Source organism: Vespertiliibacter pulmonis, from assembly GCF_013377275.1.
GTDB lineage: Bacteria > Pseudomonadota > Gammaproteobacteria > Enterobacterales > Pasteurellaceae > Vespertiliibacter > Vespertiliibacter pulmonis.
Genome location: NZ_CP016615.1, coordinates 1,569,053 through 1,593,350, shown reverse-complemented (window position 1 = coordinate 1,593,350; position 24,298 = coordinate 1,569,053). Strand labels below are relative to the sequence as shown.

Genomic DNA, 24,298 nt, shown 5'->3' with positions numbered 1-24,298 from the left:
TTCTATTATTGATTTTTTGCTGATTTCTGTTCTTCCAGCTCTTTTTTAATTTCTGGTAAAACTTCATCACGATACCAACGTGGATGATGCTTTTTAGCCCAACGCACAGTTACCCAGCCTTCAACCATTCCACGAATTGAGCCTTTAACCCAAAACGCCATATAAGCATGAACCATAATACCTGTAAAAAGCATAAATGCACAGCTTGCATGGAGTAAAATTGCAATACGAATAACTGGAATTGGAAAATTATGGGCAAAATATTGTCGCCACATAATAAACCCTGTTACCAACAAAGTAAACATTGCTACAATCAATGTCCAAAACAGCATTTTCTGACCTAAGTTATATTTACCATTATCAGAAACTGCATGTTCATTTCCTTTTAGGACTTCTTTGATGTTTTTGAGCCATACCCAGTCATTTTTTTCTGGAATATTATGATGCCAATAGATGACCACCAAATTCAAGAAAGCAATAAACATCACAATTCCAGTAAATGGATGCACAAAACGTGCTAATTGTGGTGTTCCTAAAATTTCCACTAGCCAAGAAAAATCAGGAAAAAAGAATGCAAGACCAGAACAGCCTGTAATTAAAAAGCAAATTACCAACAGCCAGTGGCTTAAACGAGCAGGTAATTTATGACGAAGAATGCGTTGATCATTTTTGATCTTAATATTATTCATCATTGCCTCCTAATACTTCATCATCATGTTCATCCAATTCTTCTGTATTTGGACCAACAGCAACGTAATGTGCAATTTCACTTAATAGCAATCCGCCCATCGCAACCGCTGCAACAGGTTTTAATACATCTTTCCAAAGCGTAATCGTTGTATCAATCTTCGGATCTTTCGGTAACCCCGAATATAATTCCGGACGATCTGCATGATGCAGCACATACATTACGTGTGTACCGCCAACACCCTGCGGATCATATAAACCTGCATTTTCATACCCTCGAGATTTCAAGTCTGCTATGCGTTGCTCTGCATACAGCTTCATCTCTTCTTTGCTACCAAAACGAATAGCACCAGTAGGACAGGTTTTCACACAGGCAGGTTCTTGCCCCACATTCACTCTATCAGAACAGAGTGTACATTTATAAGCCCGATTATCTTCTGGATTGATGCGAGGAATATTAAACGGACAACCTGCAATACAGTAACCACAACCAATACATTTGTCTGATTGGAAATCAACAATACCATTAGCATATTGAATAATTGCTCCTGGTGATGGACATGATTTTAAACACCCAGGTTCCGCACAGTGCATACAGCCGTCTTTACGAATCAGCCATTCCAAGCGGTCGTTTTCTTCCACTTCATTGAATTTCATTACCGTCCATGCTTTTGCATTTAAATCTGCAGGATTATCATATACCCCTACACATTTTTCAGGCTCGGCACGAAGATCATTCCATTCTGAACAACCAACTTGACATGCTTTACAACCAATACAGGTTGTCACATCAATGAGCTTAGCGACTTCGACTTGGTGATCCCGCACCTGTGGAGGTGCGGTTAAGCCTGATGTTGCAGAAGCTTTAATAATGTTTTGAGATTGAACTGTACCCATTTTAAGCCTCCACTTTCTCAATATTCACCAACATACATTTTGATTCTGGCGTTTGCGTATTCGCATCGCCTGCTCGTATGCACAGATTATTTGCAAAGAATCCTTTCTTCGCTCCCGTTGTTGCCGCAAATCCCCAGTGAATTGGAATCCCAACTGTATGAATTGGCTTACCGTCTGCCATCAGGGTGCGGATACGTTTAGTAACTACCGCAACAGCTTTAATATAACCACGTTTTGAAGTAACTTTTACCACATCACCGTGCTTAATACCTTTCTCTACAGCAAGCCCCTCACCAATTTCCACAAATTGTTCTGGCTGTGCAATTACATTTAATAACACGTTTTTAGTCCAAAAGTGGAAATGCTCGGTCAAGCGGTAAGTTGTACCGACATAAGGAAATTCTGCTGTTGTACCAATATCCGCTTTATCTCCTTCTAAGATTCGAGCCACTGGGCTAGAAATCACATTCGGATGTAATGGGTTTGTACCAATTGGCGTTTCAATCGGCTCATAATGCTCTGGGAATGGACCATCAGCCATACGTTCACGCACGAATAAGCCACTTACCCCTTCAGGTTGCATAATAAATGGTAGAGCTGGGCTATTTGGTGGTGCAGTACCAAAGTCTGCAACATCAACATAGTTCCAGTTTTTACCATTCCATTTAATAATCTGACGTTTAGGGTTAAATGGATTACCTGCTAAATCTGCACTTGCACGGTTATACAAAATACGGCGATTTAATGGCCACGAGAACCCCCAACCTAAGGTATTACCTAAACCTGACGGATCCGAGTTATCTCGATTCGCCATTTGGTTACCTTTCTGCGTCCACTGCCCCGTATAAATCCAACACGCACCTGATGTTGTACCGTCATCACGCATTTGGCCGAAACTTGAAAGTAATTCACCTTTTTTCAAGATAATATTACCGCTTGCATCTTTTAAATCTTCAAGTGCATAACCATTTAATTCCTTAGCAACTTCTTCGGCTTTTGGCTCAAGTGGATTGAGATAATCCCAACACATTGCTTCTAACGGCTCAAGCGGTGCCTTTCCACCTTCTTTTTTATACAAATGAATCAATTCCGCACGCAATTCCGATAAAATTTCACCATCCGTTTTTGCTTCTGCTGGTGGTTCTGCCCCCTTCCAATGCCATTGTAACCAACGACCAGAATTTGCAATTGAACCATCTTCTTCAGCAAAACACGTTGTTGGTAAACGGAAAACTTCGGTCTGAATATCTTCAGTCACCACATTGTTAAACTCACCAAAGTTTTTCCAAAACTCTGAAGTATCTGTAATTAATGGATCCAAAATAACCAAATATTTCAGTTTACTTAATGCCTTAACAATTTTGCCTGAGTTTGCAAATGAAGCAACTGGATTCATTCCTTGGCAAAATAAACCATTCACTTTGCCGTGACACATATCCTCTATGTAACGGAATTGGTCTGTACCGCCTTTTGGCAATTTTGGTAAATAGTGGAAACCAAACTCATTATCTTTAGTGGCTTTATCGCCATAAAACGATTTCAGCATACTCACCATAAATTTTGGTGTATGTTGCCAGTAATTGACCTGACCTTTTAACATCGTTTTTGGCGTAATTCGAGCTAAGAAACTATCTAAATTGGTATCGCTCTCTGTTGGCAACGGAATATAAGAAGGCAATGTATGTGGGAATAGCCCTAAATCAGTAATACCTTGTACATTTGAATGCCCACGCAACGCATTGACCCCACCACCTGACACACCAATATTACCAAGAAGTAACTGGATCATCGCCATTGTACGAATGTTTTGTGAACCAACAGTATGTTGTGTCCAACCTAACGCATAGAGGAACGTTGCTGCCTTATCTGGCGCAGAAGTTTTTGCAATTTCTTGACAGAATATATTGAAATCTTTTTGCGCCGTCCCCGTAATACGCTCAACCATTTCAGGCGTATAGCGTTCAACGTGTTCACGCAATAAATTAATCACACAACGTGGATGTTGTAAGGTTAAATCACGTTTTGGCTGACCTTCTTCATCAAATTGGTATCCCCAAGTTGAACGGTCATATTTACGAGAGGTTTCATCATAACCAGAGAATAGCCCATCTTCAAATTTAAAATTCTCATTCACTAAAAATGCAGCATTCGTGTAATGTTTTACATATTCGTGTTGAATTTTATCATTTTTAAGAAGATAGCGAATAACCCCTGAAAGGAAAGCAATATCCGTTCCTGAGCGTAATGGCATATAAATATCAGCGACTGAAGCCGTACGGTTAAAACGTGGATCAACCACTATTAACTTCGCACCATTTTGTTTCTTCGCTTCAATTGCCCAGCGGAATCCAACAGGATGAGCCTCTGCAGCATTACCGCCCATTACAATAACAAGATCAGAATTTTTTATATCAACCCAGTGATTAGTCATCGCACCGCGACCAAATGATGGAGCAAGACTTGCTACCGTTGGTCCGTGTCAGATACTCGCTTGGTTATCGGTATAAATTATACCAAGAGAACGCACAAATTTTTGAGTAAGAATCCCTGTTTCATTACTACATGCTGAGCCTGCAAGAAAACCTGTTGTCATTAACCGATTAATAGGTTCACCTTTCTCATTCTTCTCAACAAAATTTTCATCTCGGTCATTCTTAATATGACGAGCGATACGTTCAACCGCCTCATGCCAAGAAATACGTTTCCACTCGGTTGAACCCGCTTCACGTACTTCAGGATATTTAACTCGGCGATCACTATTAACGTAATCCAATGCACCAGCTCCTTTCGGACATAATGCACCACGGCTAACTGGATGATCAGGGTCTCCTTCAATATGAATAAGTTTGCCCTTTGAATTCATTGCACCATCGCCTAAGCTATATAACAACATACCGCAACCTACGGCACAATATGTACAGGTATTACGTGTTTCCCGCATACGTAATAATTTGTATTCGCGAGGCGCTGCTAACGCTGTTGCGGGTGCAAACCCTAACATTGCAGCAGAAGTCCCAGCCATACCACCTGCACAGATCTTAAAGAATTTTCTTCTATTGACCTGCATAATCACTCCAAATCATACTTCTATGATAAATTTAATCAAAAACGCAAATTTTGCTGAATCATCGATCTAATACGGTGATAAAATCCTATTCAACAAAATTTGCAAAAATTTAAGACACCGATGATACTGATTTTTGGCAAAATAAACTATGAATAACGTATTTTTTAAAGAGGGTATGGTGAAAATTTCATCTTCTATTGACGTAAGTCAAGTTATAATTGAGAATGGTTCTTTATACTGCAGAGAACAGTCAGATAATGTCATTTATGAAGTCCCTGTTGCTCTCACTTATAACGGTATTTCTCACACCGTAATGATGTGTACTCCACAAGATTTAAAAGATTTTGCATTAGGATTCTCACTTGCGGAAAATATCCTAAATAATAAATCAGAGCTGTTTGGATTAGATATTATTGAAACCTGCAACGGAATCGAAATTCAGCTCGAAATTAGTAGCCGTCAATTTATGAACTTGAAAGAAAAACGCCGTTCTATGGCAGGTCGAACAGGGTGTGGCATTTGTGGCGTTGAACAACTAGAACAAGTGCGACAAAATTGTCAATTTTTACCATTATCTAACCGCTTGCAAAATATTGACCCTATTATTCTAAATGGCTGTTTAACTCAACTTGAAGCAAGCCAATCATTAGCAAAAGAAACTGGTGCAAGCCACGCAGCTGCTTTTTTTACATCAGAAGGAAAATTACTAGCTATCCGTGAAGATGTCGGTAGACACGTTGCACTCGATAAATTACTTGGCTGGCACGCTAAAGCGAATTCACCACTTGGCTTCGTTTTTGTAACTAGCCGAGCAAGTTTTGAAATGGTGCAAAAATGTTTAGCTTGCGGGATTGAAATGCTTTGTGCCATTTCGGCTACAACCGAAATGGCAGTTAATATTGCACAACAAAATAACTTTACTCTACTCGCTTATACTCGACAAAATAAAACAACAATTTATTCTGGAAAACACCGCTTGTTGCTTCCATAAACATAAAAAAGCCACCCTATGGGTGGCAAATTTATTTAAATAACCTAATAAACCTTCATTAGAATTTGTACGAAAGCCCAGTGAAAAAGATTACAGGATCAAGTTTAATCTTAACTTCATGATCTGCATTTAATGCTGTGAATTTTGCTTTAGTTTTAATATGGGTATACCACATCGCTGTATTAAATGATAGATTATCGGTTAATTTAACATCAATACCTATATTCGCTACTGGACCAAACGAATGCTTTTTCACTTGTAGATTTGTAATTGCTGGGTTTAACGCTTTAGCCCCAAAGAAACGTGTATAGTTTAAACCAGCACCAATATAAGGTCTTGAACCCGAATTTTTATCTAAGAAATAATATTGTGCATAAAGGCTTGGTGGTAAATGTTTTACTTTAACGACTTCACCTAATCCTAAATTTGCCGCAGGAACAGAAGCGGTAATTCGATGAGAGAAAGGGGTTGCGCCTAATAATTCTACACCAATATTATCTGTTACCATATACGTTGCGGTTAAACCCACTTGTGCATTATTATTAACGTCTAATGTAACAGGCACTGAGGTTGTTGTTTTTGATTGCGAATTCGCATTTACAAATACACCCCCCACACGGAAAATAGTATTTCCTGCTTCATGAGCTAATGCTGAACCTGCTAATAATGCTCCACTTAATGCAACTGCCAATACCGATTTTTTCATTTTAGAATCCCCTTCTAGAAGAATAATTTCAAATCATAACTAATTGTTATGTGGAACTTATTATAGAGTTCTCCCTAAAAACTGTTTTGATACATATCAAATAATATCTTAACTCTCACCCTACTTATATTTAATCCAATAGTATGAATTTAAAGAATTTGATCCAACGCAATCTCTGAAATTTTATGCCACATTTCCCCCATTTTAGGAAATCTTTCTACAATAATTTGCTCACTGCCATAGTTAAAAATTAATTTATATGCATGTAAATAGACACGATCTACTAATTTTCCTCCATAAAGCATATCACCTAAAATAGGGCTACCTAGACTTTTCATCGCTACTCGAAGTTGATGAGTCTTACCCGTTTTAGGTTGTAATATAAATAACCGTAAATTTGGTTCAAGAGAATAAGAAATAAATTGAGTTATCGCTGGCTGTACCCTGCTTTGGCACAGTTTCCAAGCACCATTACGGGTACGAACCATATCACCAATAATTTTTCCTTGCTTCTTTTTGGGCTTTTGAATTGCTAATGCAAGGTAAATTTTCTGAATCTGATGTTGTTCAAATAATTCATAAAAATAAACTGCTGCCGTTTTAGACAATGCTAAAATAAGTAAACCTGAGGTAATTTTATCTAGTCGATGGACTAACCAAACTTTTTCCACCCCTAATTGATTTGCTACTTTTTCAGTTAATCCGACCGCTTGTTCATCACGATGTACACTTACTCCCGCAGGTTTATCAATAATCACAAAATCTGAATGACGATAAACCACTGAAAATTCATTATTCATTTGTTATACTCTTAAAAAATTGAGCTAATATAATATAGGAAAGAAAAATGGCATTACAAGTTTATTTAATTCGACACGGTCGTACAAATGGAACAAAAAAGGGCTATTACAAAGTTGGGGGGATTCTCCACTCACCGAAAAAGGAATACTTGGTGCTAAACTAACAGGCAAAACTCTCCCAGAAATTCCATTTAGTGCTTACTATTCAAGTCTAATGAAACGAGCTCAAGACACTGCTGACTATATTATTGGTAATCGGAATATTTTACATCTACACCATAAAGGATTGAATGAACTTAACTTTGGCTTATGGGAAGGAAAAATGATTGCAGACCTTATCAATCACCCTGAATATCAACAAAATTGCCTCTCACGGCTTAACCCTCACACTATTAACCGCAATACTTAAAGGAATTCATTGGCACAATTTTCGTAATGCTAAAAAACACGAGTTTATCGTCAATACCTCTATCCGAATTTAATAATACCGATCATTTAAACTAAACATCTCGAATAAAAACTTAAACAACAATAGCGGTGAGATAATTAAAAAATTTGCAAAAGTAGAATTTATTTTACCGCTTATTTGGTTTAATAAAACAAACAAAAAAGTATTCCCACTTCCCAAATCAATGCAGATAAAATAACTGCAAAATGAAATTGCCAGTGTAAGGTTTTATGGCGTGCATATTTCATTATCAGAAAAGTCCCTGCAAACCCACCAAGCAGACATAAAAATAGTAAATTAAATTCGGAAATTCTCCATAAACTATTAACAGCCCTACGTTTATCAATATACATAAAATAACCGCTAAGAATATTTATTAATAGCCAATAAAACGTTAAATATAGCCCCCAATGTTCATTCATTTATGTTTAATCCTATTAAAATATTTTTCTAATATATTTTAATAAAAAAGCGAGTACCAAGTACTCGCCTTTATTATTCACTAAGTAATAAATTATTACCAGCTTACACGTAAACCAACACCGATATTTTTTTCAGTCGTTTTAGTTTTCTCAAAACTGCCAGTCTCTTTATTCTTCGTTTCGGTTTTAATTTTACTGATCGATCCTTCAACATAAGTAAATACATTTTTATGAATTTGGTATTCCGTACCTAACATAAATGTATTTGTAACTTCTTTAACATCTGCGATGAATTTTTTGCCATTATCATCTTTTTTCGGTATGTTTTTATCTTTTTTAACTGCACGTCCATAGTTACCATAAAGTGCAATTTCAGGCATTACTTGATATTTAGCACCCACACTGAAACCATTGAAACGCTCTTTTTGAGCACCTGTTTTCTTAAATGAACCAGCATAATCGCCCGCTAAAGTTAAATCATCAATCGTATATGATGCACCTGCTTGGTAAGCATCTTTATGGCTTTTCACATCTGTACCTGTTGCATAATTATCACGACTATAACCCGCTGCAACCGTTGCTGATTGACCTTGAGCTACATCAAAGCTATAAATACCGCCAACACTATAACCTGATTTTAATTTATCAGTTAATACTTCATAAGTGTCTGCATCACGTTGTTCAGCAAAACGATAATCTAAACCAATTTGTAAACCCTCAATGCCTTTATAATCATAGCGAATTGCAGCTTTGCTACTCGTTGCTAACGTTGAATCCAGCGCACCGTAATTATTATCAAAACCTGCCTGTGCAATATCATCACCAATAAGTACTTGACGACCAAATGTTAACTCACCAAACTCCTTACTACCGAATCCTACATAAGCACGATGTGCATATAAATCACCAAATTCATCTGTTGTTCTCTCAAGGTCACCTTTTTTCTGATTAAAACGGAATTCTACACGACCAAGCGCATAGAAATCATCAGCAATATTATGTTTTACCTTAACGCCAAAACGTGAACCATCATTATGTAAATTAGTATGTTTTTCTGTCTTAGCTCCATCTGCTTTTGCATTTCCGTTATCTAAAAGTAAACGAAGAGAACCATAAAAATCAACTTTAGAACCATCTTGATCATAAACAGTGGTTGCTGATGCTGATGCTGCGAATGCTGTTACTGCTAATGCTACTAGTGTTTTTTTCATATTGTTCACCTTAAATATTATTGTTGTTTAGTTAAATTACTCTCGATAAGGTATAAGAGTAACCACCATAGCTCTGCTATTCATTTACATCCATTGTAAGATTGGGTAAATGCAAATTGCCATCAAATAGTGTCAGAAACCTTTTTTTATGTCAATAATTAAAACGCTCTTTAAGAATAAGAGAATATTCATTTAAAAACAATAACTTAGAATAAAGCCACCAAATTTGTTATAATAAAAATTATTTCTACTTACACCAGCACCGCTCCAAAAAATATCGTAACCCATTGAAATATAAAATATTTTGTTTAAATCCCTATTTTTTAAAAAAGTTCCATGAAAATGTGATATATATCACATTTTTATAAAAAAGGTTATTTTTAGTTTATTTTTCAAACTACAAATAATCTATTGCAAACTAAAAAACAACTTTTATAATGGCAAAAATTTCTGAAAGACAGGTAATATGACTAACTTTTCACAATCAATAAAAACACAATGCGAGCTGTTTACGCCTTTTTTAGAATATAAAATCGAAATTTCATCTGATATTTTTATTCTATCTAAAGGACGTATTGCCGATTTTGTAGCAGAAATTGAGGAAAGCTGTGAACAACTAAGTAAACAATCTCAACCAATCTATGCTGAATTCTATTCTCAACGACTAATTCGCCAATTCGATTTATTAAGAAAACAAATCTCTAAATTACAACAAAAAACCTCACACCAACGCCCTGTATTTAAATCAGGTCAATCATTTGCAAAAAATATAGCTAATCTACCCGCTTACAAACGCCGAGAAGAATATCAAAAAGCATTAAGAGCCTTAAATGATAAAATTAGTTGGCTTATTGAACAAAGCCATAACAGCACAACTATTGAACAAAAACATTTTTTTGAAGGAAAAATTCAAGAAACTGAATATCGTAAAATGAAATGTATTCAGGCTATTGAAGAGTGCAAATAACAGCACTTACAACTAATCTTGCTCTTAATAGCATAACCCCCTGATATTACAGGGGGTATATTAGAGACTAACCAAGCAATTACTAAACAATGCCTTGCTCTAACATCGCATTTGCCACTTTTTTAAAACCAGCAATATTTGCACCGTCTACATAATTTACATAACCATCGCCTTGCGTACCATTTTCCACACAACTTTGATGGATATTCTCCATAATATTAAATAAGCGTTGATCAACTTCCTCACTCCCCCAAGAAAGGCGAATTGCATTTTGGCTCATCTCTAAGCCTGATGTTGCAACTCCACCTGCATTTGATGCTTTACCTGGTGCATATAAAATTTTAGCGCCAGTAAATATTCCCACTGCATCTAATGTTGAGGGCATATTTGCCCCTTCTGCTACGCAAATACAGCCATTTTTAAGTAGCATTTTTGCATCATTGATATCCAGTTCATTTTGAGTTGCACAAGGTAGAGCGATTTCACACGACACATTCCACGGTTTTTGTCCTTCAAAATAAGCTACTCCTTGCTCTTTTGCGTAAACAGAGAGACGCTCCCGGCGTTCATTTTTCAATTCAAGTAATGCAATCAATTGTTCTTGTGTCATTCCATTTTTGAAAAATATATAGCCATTTGAATCAGATAACGTTAAAACTTTGCCACCTTTTTGTATAACTTTTTCTGCCGCATATTGTGCAACATTTCCAGAACCTGAAATAACAACCCCTTTACCTTCGATCGTTTGTCCTTTGGTATTTAGCATACTTTCAGCAAAATAAACTGTGCCGTAGCCCGTTGCTTCTGGGCGAATTAAACTCCCTCCCCAAGTGAGGCCTTTACCTGTTAAGACAGAACTAAACTCATTACGTAATTTTTTATATTGCCCAAATAGATAGCCAATTTCACGTCCGCCAACACCAATATCTCCCGCAGGTACATCAGTATTGGGACCAATATGACGAAATAGTTCACTCATAAATGCTTGGCAAAAACGCATCACTTCGCCATCAGACTTTCCTTTTGGATTAAAATCTGAGCCACCTTTGCCGCCACCCATTGGCAAAGTTGTCAATGCATTTTTGAATACCTGCTCAAATGCTAAAAATTTTAGCACGCCTAAATCTACCGTTGGGTGAAAACGCAATCCGCCTTTATATGGTCCAATTGCCGAGTTCATCTGCACTCGATAGCCTCGATTAACTTGTACTTTTCCTTGATCATCAACCCAACTAACTCTAAAGCTAATCACTCGTTCTGGCTCAACTAAACGCTCGAGTAATCCATATTGGGTATATTGTGGATTTTTTGCTAAAAATGGCGCAAGACTACCGAAAACTTCTTCTACTGCCTGATGAAATGGATACTGATTTGGATCACGCTGTTTGATCTGCTGAAATAAAACATTTAAGTCATTCATAATTCACCTCTGTATAAAATAATTATTATTTGTTGTATTTAACCTTTTTGATTCTATCAAAGCATTTTTGATTTGCAATCACTTATTATAATTTTTAATTATATAAATTAAAAAAACTAATTAAATATAATTTTTATGAACAATATTTCATCAGATAACTCTTTTTGCAAAAATTTGGCAAGAAATAACCGCTTGTAAGCAGAATTAGAGTAAAATCATCGCTAATAATTACCAAATAAGGAGCGACTTACTATGCAAAATAATGATAATAATGTTGATCAACTAGAAATTCTAAAATTTGAAAAAATGGCAAAAACTTGGTGGGATCCGCAAGGTAGCTTCAAGCCGATTCATTTACTTAATCCATTACGTTTAGCTTATATTAGTGAAAAAGCGAACGGACTGTTTGGCAAAAAAGTGCTTGATGTTGGTTGCGGTGGAGGCATATTAAGTGAAAGTATGGCAAAACAAGGGGCAATCGTTACTGGAATTGATATGACGACTGAGCCACTGAATATAGCCAAACAACATTCACAGCAACAAAACTTAGAAATTGATTATCAACAGATTACTATTGAAGATTTTTTACAAAATCAGACCGCTTGTAATGCAGAAAAATTTGATGTGATTACCTGCATGGAAATGTTAGAGCACGTTCCTGATCCATTGTCTATTATTAAAAGTTGCCAACAACTGCTCAAACCAAACGGCATACTCTTTTTTTCTACGATTAATCGAACCTTAAAAGCCTATGCACTAGTTATTATTGGTGCGGAATATGTGTTAAAGCTACTTCCTAAAGGTACTCACGAATTTGATAAATTTATCAAACCAGCTGAATTACTCTCTTGGTGCGATGATGCAAAATTGCGATGTAGTGAAATAATCGGTTACCACTTTAATCCTATTACCGAAAAATTTTGGTTAAATAAAGATGTAAGCTGTAATTATATTGCAACACTAACACATAATAACTTTTCATTAGCTAACATATAATGTTCAGAAAAATAATAAAAGATATCCTCATCTAAGCTATAAATATCCCCGTAAAACGGGATTTTAATATTTTTTATCAACTTTTCCGAATAGCCTTTGCCATTTCTGAGCTTTATTTAATATTGGAGATTGGACAATTCTTACCATTTGTACTACACCAATCAATATCATTATGAACGAAATTATTCCAATAAAAATAAAGTATATTTTAATGTATCGAAAGTTAAAATGGCACGCCCTAAAGGATTCGAACCTTTGACCCACGCCTTAGAAGGGCGTTGCTCTATCCAGCTGAGCTAAGGGCGCGTAGTAAGAAATAAATATGATGCTTTAGAAGTGGTCGGCGAGATAGGATTTGAACCTACGACCCACTGGTCCCAAACCAGTTGCGCTACCAAGCTGCGCTACTCGCCGACTAAAAGATGACACTATTATAATTTCTTTTAATACCTCGTCAATCATTTTCTATCTACTTGATTTTAAATGGCTATTCTTTAAACATTAAGATAAATTATACTTATCAATACTCATTTTTTTTGAGAGAATAATAAACATTTTCCTTATTGGGGCTCGTATGTCTGCACAAATTATTTCAGGTTCTGATCTCGCTTATCAAATTAAGCAAGAAATTGCACAAAAAATTTCAGCTTTTCATGGTCAAGGGAGACGCAAACCTGAGCTGGCTGTTATTTTAGTTGGCAGTGATCTCGCCTCACAAATTTATGTAAAAAACAAACGTAAGAGCTGTGCAGAAGTAGGTATTCAATCTTACACTTATGAACTCGCAGAACAAACGACAGAAACTGAGATTCTCTCTCTTATCAATAAATTAAATAATGCTCCAAATATTGATGGTATTTTAGTTCAACTACCACTACCGCCACACATTGATAGCACTAAAATTATTGACGCTATTTGTCCAGATAAAGATGTTGATGGCTTTCACCCTTACAATATTGGCAGGTTATGTCAGCGTATCCCAACACTACGAGCCTGCACGCCTTATGGAATTATAAAATTACTTGAAAAAACTGGAATTGAGTTTCTCGGCAAACACGCTGTTATAGTTGGCGCATCAAATATTGTTGGTCGCCCAATGGCATTGGAATTACTGTTAAAGGGCTGTACCGTAACAGTAACTCACCGCTTTACCCTTGATTTAGCAACTCATATCCGCCAAGCAGATATTTTAATCGTTGCCATAGGCAAACCTAGTTTTATACAGGGAGAATGGATAAAAGAAGGGGCTGTTGTCATTGATGTCGGCATTAACCGTGTTGATAATAAAATAATCGGTGATATTGAATTTGATGTGGCATTAGAAAAAGCCAGCTTTATTACACCTGTACCAGGTGGCGTAGGGCCAATGACTGTTGCAATGTTAATGCAAAATACACTGCAAGCCTATGAAAATCATATTCAATATAACAGCGATAATTTCTAATTAGATTTTGCTTACAATTTACAGGCTCAATTATTCATAAAAGATTGAGCCTTTTACATATTTAAAATAAATCTTATAGTAGATTTGCACTTTCTAATGCTGCAATGACTTTAGGCTGTGCTTCTTCAGATAATACAGTTAATGGCAAACGCAAACTTGGTTGAGAAATCAACCCCATTTTATACGCTGCCCATTTTACAGGGATAGGGTTACCCTCAATAAATAGATCTCGATGTAAATCGACTAGCTGATTATTTATTTTCTCTGCTTCATCAAATTGTCCAGCCAAAGCAAATTCACACATTTTTGCCATATCTGCTGCTGCAAGGTTGTTGGTAACTGAAATAACACCTTGGCCACCAAGTTTAATAGACTCAAGCCCAGTTGCATCATCGCCACTTAAGAAAATAAATTCATTACCCGCTAATCGTTTGATTTCAGTTACACGACCAAGATCACCTGTTGCTTCTTTAATCCCAATAATATTTGAAATTTTCGCTAAACGCGCAACTGTTTCGGGCTTTAAATCACTGCCTGTACGACTTGGTACGTTATATAAAATTTGTGGTAATTTCGTACATTCTGCAATCGTTTTAAAATGTTGGTACATTCCCTCTTGGGTTGGTTTATTGTAATATGGTACCACACTTAAACACCCCACAATACCACTGTCTTCTAACAATTTAGTTAAAGTGATTGCTTCATTAGTTGAATTTGAACCTGTACCTGCAATAATCGGAATTCGCCCTGCTGCATACTCTACACCTTTACGAATCAATCTAACTTGCTCATCAATAGTAAGTGTAGTTGATTCTCCCGTTGTGCCTACAAGAACAATACCGTGCGTACCTGACTCAATATGAAATTCAATTAATTTTTTTAATTCTCCAAAATCAATTTCCCCCTCACACATTGGGGTAATTAATGCAACGATACTGCCTGAAAATAAAGGTACTGACATTTTTCTCTCCTGTCTATTTTTTATAGCGTTATTCGTTAAACAGATTGCAAAATTACACTGCAATATGCAAGTAATTTCTTGACTATTTGCAAAAAAATAATAAATCTAATCGCTTATAACTCCTTTTTGAAAGGCCATTGCTACTAACGTTCGCCATTTTTCTGAGCCATCTATTGACCTTCCCATATTAGCAATGTTTGGAAAGCGCCCCCAGCATTCAAAATGATGTTTCTTCATTAAATCAATACTTACCCGATTTAACTCAAAAATATACGCCATTAGAGTATTAATCTCATAGTCTAACATCACATTTTGCATATATTGAACAACTTGAGAGCCATACCCTTTTCCTTTAGCGGATTGATCAAAATAAATGCTAATTTCAGCTGTATGTACAAATCCTGATCGTTCATAGAAAGGAGAAAAACTAAACCAACCAACTACACCTGAATATTCCTCTACACTCCAAAGTGGGTATTTTTCACTCTGTAAATGAAAATCAAACCATTGCTGACGATTTTCTTCTGTAACAAATTCCAGATCTGCTGTAATTTGATGTGTTGGAATAGCTTGATTATAAATAGATAAAATCTGTTTAAAATCTTCTTGTTTTGATTTTCTGATTATCATTTCTCAAATTTTAATAAATCTGTTAGAGCATAAGCAATACTATTTTCATTATGTGAGCCAATCACTTTTTTAGCGCTTTTTTGTACTTCTTGATCTGATTCACCCATTGCAATCCCCATTCCTACCAAAGACAGCATACTTATATCGTTGAAATTATCACCAAAAGCAATAACCTTTTCAGGTGAAATTCCTTCCAATTTTAACAATTCTGCTAGACAAGCACCTTTAGTATTACCTTGAGCTGTAATATCAACACGATCAACCCAAGACCATTCAGCACTAAATTGATCAAGCGGTAGGTTATCAACAAATTTTTGCATTTTATCTAAATCAGGATTACTAACTAACACTTTCCAAATTATAGAATTGCCATCTAATAAATCATCAAATTTAACCTGGCGAACATCGGGGCGGATAGATGAATCAACACTATTTACCCAAGCCAGTAATTTTGTGAAATGTGTATTAAGCATTTCATAAGTCATACTATCACGTGTATAAACAGCAAGATGTAGCGATTTTTCTTGGGCAGAACGAATTAACAACATAGCTTGCTCTGTTGTTAATGGATTACCCCATAATACTTTATCGTGTTTAAAATCGTATAGATATGTGCCATTACAACAAACAACGGGCGTGTCTAATCCTAACTCTATATAGTACGGACGAACTGCAGTATGATGACGCCCTGTAACAATAAAGATTTTTAACCCTAACAATTGAGCTTGTTTAATTGCTCTCTTACTTGACTCTAAAATTGAGCCTTGATTAGATAGCAACGTTCCATCAAGATCAAATGCAATTGCTTGATAATCCATAAAAGTTCTCCTACCTATATAAAAAAAGAAAGGATGATTTCTCACCCTTTCTATTTTATAACGCTAATTTATCCATTAGTAAATTATTTATTACCATTGTACGCTGGCGTTTGATAAAGCGGTGCTGGACCATTTGGACCTGCAACGTTACCATTTTCATTTTGCTTTAATACACCACCATTTGCAGAAATCTCTACACGGCGATTTGGACGTAAGCAATCTTTTAATGCTTGACCTGATTCACCATCACACGCTTTTACTTGATGTGCTTTACCATAGCCTACTGCTTCCATTTGTGCAACAACACCTTGTTGTGCTAAACGAGCTTTAACCATATTTGCACGACGTTGTGAAAGATTTAAGTTATACTGCTCAGAACCTAAACGGTCAGTATAACCTGCAATTTTAACTTGTTGTGCGCCTGATGCTTTTAATTGACCAGCAACATTATCAACAACTTCTTTACCTTTTACGGTTAAAGTATCTTTATCGAAGTCAAATAAGAAATCACCGCTTAAATTAAATGATGAATTACCATTACAACCATTTGGATACCAATAGAAACTTTGTGCATTCATATTTTTATCAAATAAAATTTTGTATTGGCAGATTTTATGTACGCCATTTTCACGGTAGTTGAATGCGTAATCCCATTCACGAACACCATATAATCCTTCTTCAAAATGCGGACGACCAATTAAGTAATAAAGTTGATCTTTATTCATACCACGTTCGATTTGGCGAACATTCTCCCAGTTTGGCCAAGAACCAAATTGTGAGCCATCGTGGTTAAATTCTGATTCAGAAATTTTTGGGAATACTGGGTTTTCAGTTGTCCCTTCGTCAGATACTTTACTTAAGTTACCACAAGCAGTGACTGCAAGCGCAATACTGGTTAATAGTAATCCGCGAGAAAGAATTGTTTTTTTCATTTAAGGTGTTCCTTTTGAAAATTGTTGTATAAAAATATTTAGATTACTCGTATTACCATCATTTGGCATACAGGTTCAGCAGATTTTACACTACTAAAAATTTTTATTCTAGCTTTTTTGATTATTATTTAAATAGATAAATCTTCTACTAATAATTGCAAATTTCGATTTCCTCGAAATTCATTTATATTCAATTTATAAATCAATTTGGCTGATTTAATTGAATAATCAGGATATTGCCTTAAATCAATATTAAACCAGATTGCATCAATTTGCATACCTTCACTACTTTCAACAATTAATGCCAAATGTTTCTGCCCTACTAATTTCTGATGTAAAATTTTAAAATCACCCTCAAATATAGGCTCTGAAAAATGTTGCCCCCAAGGACCCGCTTGTTTTAATAATTCTGCTGTATCAAGGTTCAATTCATTAGTTTGCAATTCACCATCAGTATAAATAATACCTTGTAACTGTTCTGGCTCAATAAATGTTTGAACAACATTATTAAAAGCCTGTTCAAATTGAGGAAGTTTTTCTCGAGCAATCGTTAGCCCTGCTGCCATTGCATGGCCGCCAAATTTAATAATTAAATCGGGGTAATTTGTATCAATCCGCTCAAGCAAATCACGCATATGCACCCCAATAATTGAACGGGCAGACCCCCGCAATAACTCGCTTTGCTCATCTTCTTGCGCAAACACGATGGTAGGACGATTAAATTGATCTTTTATCCGAGAGGCTAATATACCAATAACGCCTTGATGCCAATCAGCTTGGAATAAAATAATGCCACTTGCTACTGAGTAATCTATTAAATTTGGCAATTTTGCACAAATTGCTAGAGCTTCAGCTTTCATCTCTTGTTCAAATTCCTTACGAGTTTGATTAAGTGAATCTAATTCTAATGCTAGCTGGCGTGCCGTCATTAAATTTTCACAAATCAATAACTCAACGCCAAGAGACATATTCTCTAGCCGACCCGCTGCATTTAAACGTGGTGCAATGGAAAATCCTAAATCACTGGCTTGCAAACTTGATAACTCACGCTTACCCACTTCAGCTAGTGCTTGAATACCAACTTTAGCCTGTCCCGAACGAATACGATTTAACCCTTGTGATACTAAAATTCTATTGTTGTGGTCAAGGGGAACAACATCTGCAACCGTTCCCAATGCAACTAGATCAAGTAATTCTGAAATATTTGGTTCTTTAGTTTTGAAAGCACCTTCTTTACGTAGCTTTGCTCTCAACGCAATCATTACATAAAAAATAACGCCCACACCAGCTAATGATTTAGACGGAAATTCGCACGTTGCTAGATTTGGATTCACAATCGCATCAGCATTAGGTAAAGAATCTGTTGGTAAATGGTGATCCGTGATCAGCACTTTTATACCATGAAATTTCAACAAATCGATTCCCTGAAAAGACGAGATACCATTATCTACGGTTAAGACCAAATCAACGCCTTTTTCTATAACCATTTGTGCAACATCAATACTTAATCCATATCCCTGAGAAAATCGATCAGGAATGATATAATCCACGTTCTGAAAGCCAAATTGACGTAGAGCTAATATTGCTAAAGCCGTGCTAGTTGCCCCATCAGCATCAAAATCTCCTACAATCACTATTCTTTCTTGCTGTTGATAACTTTGAAACAATAATTCGACCGCTTGTTCAATATTAGCCAGTTGATTTGGGTTATGTATTCCCTTTAATGATAAATCCAATTGCTTTCGAGATTTTACTCCTCGAGCTTGATAAATACGGTTTAATAACGGGTGATCGGATATACATTCGTCCGTTAATAACGGACGACGTTTGATGAGTTTATTCATTCTATAATTTATTGCCTAATACAAGCGGTTAGATAATTGAATTGATAAGCTTTTAACTAAGAGCTTTGTAACATTTTCAATAGTTCTTTTGGCTCAACATAGCCAGGGATCACTTCTCCTTCTGATGTAATGATACTAGGTGTTCCCGTTATGCCAAACTGAATACCTAAGTTATAATGCTTTTTAACCACACTAGGAGTTTTTACTGTTTTCGGGAGACGTCCACTTTCAGCTTCATTCAATGCAAATACCTTATCTTCGGCACTCCACACTGCCTCCATTTGTTTAGCGACTTGCGTATTTAATCCGCCTCGAGGAAATGCTAAATAACGTATAGTAATACCTAAGTCATTGTATTCTTTTATCTGCTGATGCAAAATATGGCAATATTGGCAAGTAATATCCGTAAAAATATTCACTACATATTTTTGATTCTTCGCAGGAAATACAATCATTTCGTTGCTTAAGGCATTCAACTGTTTCATTAACGCATTATTTGTGATGTCTATCGCTTTACCACTTTTTAATTCAAACACTTTACCATAAATTACGAAACGCCCATCTTGACTAATTTGCACAACACCTTGATCAGATACTGCGGTTTTAAAGCCTGGTAAAGCCGATTCTGCAATTTTAACATTTGTTGCTCCAACACTTTCAAGCTGTTTTTCCAAATTAACGCTTGCCCAAATCGAGCTTGAAATTAAACTTGCTACTGTTGCTACCATTACTTTTGAATTCATTATTATGTCCTTATAGTTTTAATTTTGCTTCGATCATTCGAGCTTTTGCTAAAAATGCCTGCCGCTCTTTCTCTGGCATTCCAGAACCTGTTCCTGGTAGCCTTACCGTTAATGGATTAACTGGCTGTCCGTTAATATGAAACTCATAATGCAAATGTGGACCTGTTGAACGCCCTGTATTACCTGAAATAGCAATACGCTCACCTTTTTTCACACTCTGTCCTACACGAACTAACGCCCTACTTAAGTGCATATAGACCGTAGTATACTGTCCACCATGTCGCACTTTAATATAACGCCCTGCACCATTTGCTTGATAAGCCACATGCTCAACAACACCATCAGCTGGAGCAATAACTGGTGTTCCACTTTGTACACCTAAATCAACCCCTTTATGAGGAGCAATTCGTCCAGTAACGGGGTGTCTTCGTCTTGGGTTAAAAGGCGATGAAATTCTAGGTGTAAATTGTAACGGATAGCGAGAAAATCCCTTACCTAACGTTTCACCATGCCGGCTATAATAACGCCCATTATCTGCCTGAATAGCATAATAGCTTTTATTACCACTAAGAATATGGATAGCCTCCACATTACCTAATTCTGTTACCTTATTATTGATATATTCTCGTTTCACTAAAATAACGTATTTATCCCCTTTTTTTAGCTTATTGGTTGCAATTTGCCATTGAATACCTGATGCAAGCTGAGAAATTTGTCGGTTAGAAAGCCCTTGTTTTTTTAAACTCGAAGTAAAATCTCCATTGAGAACACCTCTTACTACATCTTGTTTCCAAACGCCCTGTTTTTCTATGGTTTGTACAGAAAACTGATTTTTCGATTTACGTTCAAAAATTTTCTCTTCTTTTTCGGATACCAACCAATTCATATATTCTAGCTCACCGTCTTTGTTTAGGATCCAATAAAATTGTTGCCCCGGTGTCAATGTCGCTAATTGAGGAAATTTTTTCTCTAGTACCCGAGCTGTTGCATTGCTTAATCCCGATTGCTCCAATACATCTTTTAATTTATCGCCTCGAGCAACTGTATAGCTAAATTGATTTTGAATACGAATAGCCTGCTCTGCGACATCTAAAAAACTATCCAATGCTTGTTCAGCTTCTTCAGACAATATTTCTCCCGATTTTTTTTGTTTATCTTTAGCCGCTGCATCTTGTAAACGCTCAATTGTTTCATCATCAACATCATCTTCCGCCACAAATTCATCTTCATAAGATGTCGCATTTTCATCAGTTGGAGACTGAACATCTACTTCATCAAGTTCATTATCTTGAATATCAATATAAGTAAGATCTTTTGCATTTGAAATAGCGGAATGAGAAAGGTTATCTAATGCTACATCTTCCATTTTCGTATCAGATAATGCCATTAATGCCAAATTATTTGCTGAAGTCGCAAAGGGATCAGGATTATCCGCAACCTCATTAACAAGCGGTGCGTTAACTATATTTTTTTGCTCTGTTTGTTTACTAGACGAATGATGATACTCTGGTTGCGATTTAACCGCTAAACCAATGCCAATTACAATGCAGAACAACGCCATTAAAAATAAAAACGCTTTAACACGATTTTTCTTACGGCGGCGATCTCGAGCGAAAACAACGTATTGCAAATTATTATCCTAATTATTTTTCTTATTTTAGTTCTAAATATTTATCCATTTTCGCTTTGACAGAAATTCTGCGAAAAAATTCACATGGACTTGTCAAAGATAAAAAAATCCGCTACTTTTAATGGCCTATACCCATAAAAATTTTAATACAATGCAAATTACACGAGTTAAGCCGATTACTCAACCCAATAATGAGCCATTGATCCGTTTAGAAAAGATTAACGTAACCTTAGAAAGTAAATCAATTTTACAAAATATCACGCTCAATATTTATCCAAATTCTATTACAACGATTGTCGGGCCCAATGGTGGTGGAAAATCAACCTTGTTAAAAGTATTACTTAAGTTATTACCCGCAACAAGCGGCCAGATATATCATAAAAAAGACATAAAAATTGGCTATGTTCCACAAAAATTACATTTAGATTCATCTATTCCCATTACAGTCCGTAAATTTTTGTCTCTTAAACCAAGGGTAACTCAAGCTCTGATTGATGAATCTCTTGAACTTTTTTCTATCACTCATTTAGCTCAAAGTAGTATGCAAAAATTATCAGGCGGAGAATTACAAAGAGTATTGTTAGCTCGTGCAATTTTAGACCGCCCACACCTACTTGTCTTAGACGAACCAATGCAAGGCGTAGATATTACAGGGCAAACAGAACTCTATCAACTACTAAATAAAACACGAGATTGGCTAAATTGTGCAATTTTAATGGTTTCTCACGATCTTAATATTGTAATGGCAAATACGGACGAAGTATTGTGTGTTAATCGACACATCTGTTGTGCCGGCACACCCGAAAAAATTTCAATGGAACCAAGTTTTATCCATTTTTTTGGCGATCAATTTGCTAAAAATGTGGCATTCTACGCTCATAATCATAACCATCACCACAATCTTCACGGTGATGTCTGCGGTGGTAACTGCCAACACTAATTAAGGAAAACTATGTTTGAAATTCTATTTCCTGCTTGGCTTGCAGGATTGCTTTTAGCATTTGTTACGGCACCACTCGGGGCGTTTGTAGTATGGCGAAAAATGGCATATTTTGGAGACACCCTATCCCACTCAGCGTTACTTGGGGTTGCACTCGGTATTTTTCTACAAATTGACCCCTATCTAGCGGTAATTATCATCACAATTTTACTTGCTTTAGGCTTAGTTTGGCTGGAGCAACGTTCTAATCACTCGGTAGATACTATTTTAGGAATTATTGCACACTGTAGTCTCTCTCTTGGGGTCATTACTATTAGTTTACTTGACAATGTACGGGTAGACTTAATGTCCTATCTTTTTGGCGATTTACTGGCAATTGATTTTAATGATGTCATTTTTATCGGCATTGGCGTGCTATTTATAGCGACTATTTTGGCATTGTTCTGGAAAAAATTACTATCGATTACCGTAAGCCCTGAACTTGCTCAAATCGAAGGGCTAAATATTGCCCGTTTACGCCTATTATTGATGGTTTTAACTGCCTTGACGATTGCACTAAGTATGAAATTTGTAGGGGCTTTAATTATTACTTCTCTACTCATTATCCCATCGGCAACTGCACGCCGTTTCGCTCACACGCCAGAGACGATGGTCATTTATGCTATCTTTTTCAGTATCATAGCCATCTCAGGTGGTCTTATTTTATCAGGATTAAAAGATACCCCCGCAGGTCCTTCTGTTGTAATTTGTGCTGGTGCAATGTTTCTACTTTCTTTATGTAAAAAAATAGCAAAATAAAATCGCTAATAATACTTGCTATTTTTCCCGATTTTCCCGAAAATCTCACTAGACTGCTTGCTATATGTTATTTATACAAGCAGTTCATTTTTTGGAAATTTTATTAATAATGAAAAAATAAATTATGTGTCAATTATTAGGAATGAATTGCAACTCTCCAACGGACATTACATTTTCGTTTGAAGGGTTTCGACGGCGGGCTGGGCTTACAGATTGCCATACAGATGGTTTTGGTATCGCTTTTTTTGAAGGGAAAGGCGTTCGTATTTTTCGAGATAACCGCCCTGGAGCTTCCTCACCAATGGCAGATCTCGTTAGCCAATATCATATAAAATCCTATAATGTTATCGCTCATATTCGTAAAGCAACTCGAGGCGATGTCAATTTGGAGAACACTCACCCTTTTATCCGTGAAATCTGGGGAGAAAATTGGGTTTTTGCCCATAACGGTACCATCGAAAATATTACTATCTGCCCAAGCAATCATTATCAACCTATTGGAACAACAGATTCAGAAGTTGCATTCTGCTGTATTGCTACGAAATTAAAAGAACGCTTTCCTTTTAAACCTAGCGAAAAAGAAATTTTTGATGCCATTGTTGAGATTACGAGTGAAATTGCGATGCACGGCGTATTTAATTTCATACTCTCTAATGGACATTGGATGATTGCTCGCTGTTCAACCAATCTACACTATGTATGCCGTAAAGCTCCTTTTGGTGTTGCCTTACGAGATGATGATGTAAGTATTAATTTTCAAGAGTATGCTTGTGAAACAGATAAAATCGTTGTCATTACTACTCAACCACTAACTAAAAATGAATCTTGGACAAAAATGAAAAATGGCGGTTACGTCTTTTTTAAAGAGGGTGATGTGATGTTTGAAATTGAAGGGACATTACCTGAATGTAAACCTCACGTTTAACGTTCAATGATATAAGAATAA

23 protein-coding genes and 2 tRNA genes are annotated in these 24,298 nt (G+C 36.2%); 8 read left to right on the top strand and 17 right to left on the bottom strand.

The genetic code is table 11. The features are described from left to right. Nucleotides 1–5: 5 nt before the first annotated feature. From A6B43_RS07750 to fdnG, 3 genes are read right to left on the bottom strand one after another with little or no spacing between them, the layout of a single operon-like run. Nucleotides 6–689: a formate dehydrogenase subunit gamma gene (locus tag A6B43_RS07750; protein ID WP_124211006.1), complete on the bottom strand. Its 684-nt coding sequence runs from the start codon at nucleotides 687–689 to the stop codon at nucleotides 6–8. Continuing rightward, the gene (gene fdxH, locus A6B43_RS07745; protein WP_124210403.1) at nucleotides 682–1,584 is read right to left on the bottom strand and encodes a formate dehydrogenase subunit beta; all 903 of its coding nucleotides are present in this window, start codon (nucleotides 1,582–1,584) and stop codon (nucleotides 682–684) included. The genes A6B43_RS07750 and fdxH overlap by 8 nt, the downstream gene beginning before the upstream one ends. 1 nt (nucleotide 1,585) lies before the next feature. Then, on the bottom strand, nucleotides 1,586–4,651 hold the full coding sequence (gene fdnG / locus A6B43_RS07740) for a formate dehydrogenase-N subunit alpha (protein WP_148086831.1): 3,066 nt from the start codon (nucleotides 4,649–4,651) through the stop codon (nucleotides 1,586–1,588). A gap of 148 nt (nucleotides 4,652–4,799) precedes the next feature. Between fdnG and fdhD the strand changes: the two genes are divergently transcribed. Beyond that, entirely contained in the window at nucleotides 4,800–5,642 is an 843-nt protein-coding gene (fdhD, locus tag A6B43_RS07735) for a formate dehydrogenase accessory sulfurtransferase FdhD (protein ID WP_418902968.1), read from the top strand. Between the two features lie 58 nt (nucleotides 5,643–5,700). Here fdhD and A6B43_RS07730 read toward each other — a convergent pair whose 3' ends face one another. Beyond that, nucleotides 5,701–6,348 (bottom strand): OmpW/AlkL family protein, encoded by a 648-nt coding sequence (locus A6B43_RS07730; RefSeq protein WP_124210400.1) that lies wholly within the window; start codon nucleotides 6,346–6,348, stop codon nucleotides 5,701–5,703. Nucleotides 6,349–6,497: 149 nt separating this feature from the next. Then, a complete protein-coding gene (locus tag A6B43_RS07725) occupies nucleotides 6,498–7,148 on the bottom strand; it encodes a TIGR01621 family pseudouridine synthase (RefSeq protein ID WP_124210399.1) in 651 nt (216 codons plus the stop codon). A 145-nt stretch (nucleotides 7,149–7,293) separates the two neighbouring features. On the opposite strand from A6B43_RS07725, the gene A6B43_RS08865 reads away from it, so the two are divergent. Next, entirely contained in the window at nucleotides 7,294–7,557 is a 264-nt protein-coding gene (locus A6B43_RS08865; protein WP_237306971.1) for a histidine phosphatase family protein, read from the top strand. Nucleotides 7,558–7,739: 182 nt separating this feature from the next. On the opposite strand, the gene A6B43_RS07715 is transcribed toward A6B43_RS08865, so the two are convergent. Both A6B43_RS07715 and A6B43_RS07710 read right to left on the bottom strand, forming a co-directional pair. Further along, on the bottom strand, nucleotides 7,740–8,018 hold the full coding sequence (locus A6B43_RS07715) for a DUF1294 domain-containing protein (protein ID WP_124210398.1): 279 nt from the start codon (nucleotides 8,016–8,018) through the stop codon (nucleotides 7,740–7,742). Between the two features lie 95 nt (nucleotides 8,019–8,113). Beyond that, the gene (locus A6B43_RS07710) at nucleotides 8,114–9,229 is read right to left on the bottom strand and encodes a porin (RefSeq protein ID WP_124210397.1); all 1,116 of its coding nucleotides are present in this window, start codon (nucleotides 9,227–9,229) and stop codon (nucleotides 8,114–8,116) included. A gap of 466 nt (nucleotides 9,230–9,695) precedes the next feature. On the opposite strand from A6B43_RS07710, the gene priC reads away from it, so the two are divergent. Beyond that, the gene (gene priC / locus A6B43_RS07705; protein ID WP_124210396.1) at nucleotides 9,696–10,196 is read left to right on the top strand and encodes a primosomal replication protein PriC; all 501 of its coding nucleotides are present in this window, start codon (nucleotides 9,696–9,698) and stop codon (nucleotides 10,194–10,196) included. An 82-nt stretch (nucleotides 10,197–10,278) separates the two neighbouring features. On the opposite strand, the gene gdhA is transcribed toward priC, so the two are convergent. Next, entirely contained in the window at nucleotides 10,279–11,616 is a 1,338-nt protein-coding gene (gene gdhA, locus A6B43_RS07700; RefSeq protein WP_124210395.1) for an NADP-specific glutamate dehydrogenase, read from the bottom strand. Nucleotides 11,617–11,868: 252 nt separating this feature from the next. Between gdhA and ubiG the strand changes: the two genes are divergently transcribed. Further along, on the top strand, nucleotides 11,869–12,612 hold the full coding sequence (gene ubiG / locus A6B43_RS07695) for a bifunctional 2-polyprenyl-6-hydroxyphenol methylase/3-demethylubiquinol 3-O-methyltransferase UbiG (protein WP_124210394.1): 744 nt from the start codon (nucleotides 11,869–11,871) through the stop codon (nucleotides 12,610–12,612). A 229-nt stretch (nucleotides 12,613–12,841) separates the two neighbouring features. Here the strand turns inward: ubiG and A6B43_RS07690 are convergent. Both A6B43_RS07690 and A6B43_RS07685 read right to left on the bottom strand, forming a co-directional pair. Next, nucleotides 12,842–12,918 (bottom strand) — tRNA-Arg (locus tag A6B43_RS07690). Between the two features lie 31 nt (nucleotides 12,919–12,949). Further along, nucleotides 12,950–13,026 (bottom strand) — tRNA-Pro (locus tag A6B43_RS07685). 160 nt (nucleotides 13,027–13,186) lie between these two features. Here A6B43_RS07685 and folD point away from each other — a divergent pair. Beyond that, nucleotides 13,187–14,056, top strand: coding sequence for a bifunctional methylenetetrahydrofolate dehydrogenase/methenyltetrahydrofolate cyclohydrolase FolD (gene folD / locus A6B43_RS07680; RefSeq protein ID WP_124210393.1), 870 nt, complete (start codon nucleotides 13,187–13,189; stop codon nucleotides 14,054–14,056). Nucleotides 14,057–14,129: 73 nt separating this feature from the next. On the opposite strand, the gene dapA is transcribed toward folD, so the two are convergent. From dapA to mepM, 7 genes are all read right to left on the bottom strand, one after another. Further along, nucleotides 14,130–15,017, bottom strand: coding sequence for a 4-hydroxy-tetrahydrodipicolinate synthase (gene dapA / locus A6B43_RS07675; RefSeq protein ID WP_124210392.1), 888 nt, complete (start codon nucleotides 15,015–15,017; stop codon nucleotides 14,130–14,132). Nucleotides 15,018–15,122: 105 nt separating this feature from the next. Further along, nucleotides 15,123–15,647: a GNAT family N-acetyltransferase gene (locus tag A6B43_RS07670; RefSeq protein WP_124210391.1), complete on the bottom strand. Its 525-nt coding sequence runs from the start codon at nucleotides 15,645–15,647 to the stop codon at nucleotides 15,123–15,125. Next, nucleotides 15,644–16,465 carry a pyridoxal phosphatase gene (locus tag A6B43_RS07665; protein ID WP_124210390.1) on the bottom strand — a complete coding sequence of 274 codons (822 nt, stop codon included), beginning with the start codon at nucleotides 16,463–16,465 and terminating at the stop codon, nucleotides 15,644–15,646. The genes A6B43_RS07670 and A6B43_RS07665 overlap by 4 nt, the downstream gene beginning before the upstream one ends. An 83-nt stretch (nucleotides 16,466–16,548) precedes the next feature. Next, entirely contained in the window at nucleotides 16,549–17,397 is an 849-nt protein-coding gene (locus tag A6B43_RS07660; RefSeq protein WP_124210389.1) for an OmpA family protein, read from the bottom strand. Between the two features lie 128 nt (nucleotides 17,398–17,525). After that, complete coding sequence (gene recJ, locus A6B43_RS07655; RefSeq protein WP_124210388.1) at nucleotides 17,526–19,241, bottom strand: single-stranded-DNA-specific exonuclease RecJ; 1,716 nt, start codon at nucleotides 19,239–19,241, stop codon at nucleotides 17,526–17,528. A 56-nt stretch (nucleotides 19,242–19,297) separates the two neighbouring features. Beyond that, the gene (gene dsbC, locus A6B43_RS07650; RefSeq protein WP_124211004.1) at nucleotides 19,298–19,969 is read right to left on the bottom strand and encodes a bifunctional protein-disulfide isomerase/oxidoreductase DsbC; all 672 of its coding nucleotides are present in this window, start codon (nucleotides 19,967–19,969) and stop codon (nucleotides 19,298–19,300) included. Between the two features lie 25 nt (nucleotides 19,970–19,994). Beyond that, nucleotides 19,995–21,545, bottom strand: coding sequence for a murein DD-endopeptidase MepM (mepM, locus tag A6B43_RS07645; protein WP_124211003.1), 1,551 nt, complete (start codon nucleotides 21,543–21,545; stop codon nucleotides 19,995–19,997). A 220-nt stretch (nucleotides 21,546–21,765) separates the two neighbouring features. Here mepM and znuC point away from each other — a divergent pair, with 220 nt between their 5' ends. The 3 genes from znuC (at nucleotide 21,766) to A6B43_RS07630 (ending at nucleotide 24,277) form a co-directional block, all read left to right on the top strand. After that, on the top strand, nucleotides 21,766–22,554 hold the full coding sequence (gene znuC / locus A6B43_RS07640; protein ID WP_124210387.1) for a zinc ABC transporter ATP-binding protein ZnuC: 789 nt from the start codon (nucleotides 21,766–21,768) through the stop codon (nucleotides 22,552–22,554). Between the two features lie 12 nt (nucleotides 22,555–22,566). Next, entirely contained in the window at nucleotides 22,567–23,352 is a 786-nt protein-coding gene (znuB, locus tag A6B43_RS07635; RefSeq protein ID WP_124210386.1) for a zinc ABC transporter permease subunit ZnuB, read from the top strand. A gap of 124 nt (nucleotides 23,353–23,476) precedes the next feature. Beyond that, complete coding sequence (locus A6B43_RS07630; protein WP_124210385.1) at nucleotides 23,477–24,277, top strand: class II glutamine amidotransferase; 801 nt, start codon at nucleotides 23,477–23,479, stop codon at nucleotides 24,275–24,277. The last annotated feature ends 21 nt before the right edge of the window (nucleotides 24,278–24,298 follow it).

Bases quoted from the DNA above. Each gene is read 5' to 3' on its own strand.
- A6B43_RS07630 (WP_124210385.1), top strand. From the start codon at position 23,477: ATGTGTCAATTATTAGGAATGAATTGCAACTCTCCAACGGACATTACA.
- A6B43_RS07725 (WP_124210399.1), bottom strand. From the start codon at position 7,148: ATGAATAATGAATTTTCAGTGGTTTATCGTCATTCAGATTTTGTGATT.
- priC (WP_124210396.1), top strand. From the start codon at position 9,696: ATGACTAACTTTTCACAATCAATAAAAACACAATGCGAGCTGTTTACG.
- gdhA (WP_124210395.1), bottom strand. From the start codon at position 11,616: ATGAATGACTTAAATGTTTTATTTCAGCAGATCAAACAGCGTGATCCA.
- A6B43_RS07665 (WP_124210390.1), bottom strand. From the start codon at position 16,465: ATGGATTATCAAGCAATTGCATTTGATCTTGATGGAACGTTGCTATCT.
- A6B43_RS07710 (WP_124210397.1), bottom strand. From the start codon at position 9,229: ATGAAAAAAACACTAGTAGCATTAGCAGTAACAGCATTCGCAGCATCA.
- dapA (WP_124210392.1), bottom strand. From the start codon at position 15,017: ATGTCAGTACCTTTATTTTCAGGCAGTATCGTTGCATTAATTACCCCA.
- A6B43_RS07670 (WP_124210391.1), bottom strand. From the start codon at position 15,647: ATGATAATCAGAAAATCAAAACAAGAAGATTTTAAACAGATTTTATCT.
- mepM (WP_124211003.1), bottom strand. From the start codon at position 21,545: ATGGCGTTGTTCTGCATTGTAATTGGCATTGGTTTAGCGGTTAAATCG.
- A6B43_RS07715 (WP_124210398.1), bottom strand. From the start codon at position 8,018: ATGAATGAACATTGGGGGCTATATTTAACGTTTTATTGGCTATTAATA.
- A6B43_RS07750 (WP_124211006.1), bottom strand. From the start codon at position 689: ATGAATAATATTAAGATCAAAAATGATCAACGCATTCTTCGTCATAAA.
- dsbC (WP_124211004.1), bottom strand. From the start codon at position 19,969: ATGGTAGCAACAGTAGCAAGTTTAATTTCAAGCTCGATTTGGGCAAGC.
- recJ (WP_124210388.1), bottom strand. From the start codon at position 19,241: ATGAATAAACTCATCAAACGTCGTCCGTTATTAACGGACGAATGTATA.
- znuC (WP_124210387.1), top strand. From the start codon at position 21,766: ATGCAAATTACACGAGTTAAGCCGATTACTCAACCCAATAATGAGCCA.
- folD (WP_124210393.1), top strand. From the start codon at position 13,187: ATGTCTGCACAAATTATTTCAGGTTCTGATCTCGCTTATCAAATTAAG.
- fdxH (WP_124210403.1), bottom strand. From the start codon at position 1,584: ATGGGTACAGTTCAATCTCAAAACATTATTAAAGCTTCTGCAACATCA.
- znuB (WP_124210386.1), top strand. From the start codon at position 22,567: ATGTTTGAAATTCTATTTCCTGCTTGGCTTGCAGGATTGCTTTTAGCA.
- A6B43_RS07660 (WP_124210389.1), bottom strand. From the start codon at position 17,397: ATGAAAAAAACAATTCTTTCTCGCGGATTACTATTAACCAGTATTGCG.
- A6B43_RS07730 (WP_124210400.1), bottom strand. From the start codon at position 6,348: ATGAAAAAATCGGTATTGGCAGTTGCATTAAGTGGAGCATTATTAGCA.
- fdhD (WP_418902968.1), top strand. From the start codon at position 4,800: ATGAATAACGTATTTTTTAAAGAGGGTATGGTGAAAATTTCATCTTCT.
- ubiG (WP_124210394.1), top strand. From the start codon at position 11,869: ATGCAAAATAATGATAATAATGTTGATCAACTAGAAATTCTAAAATTT.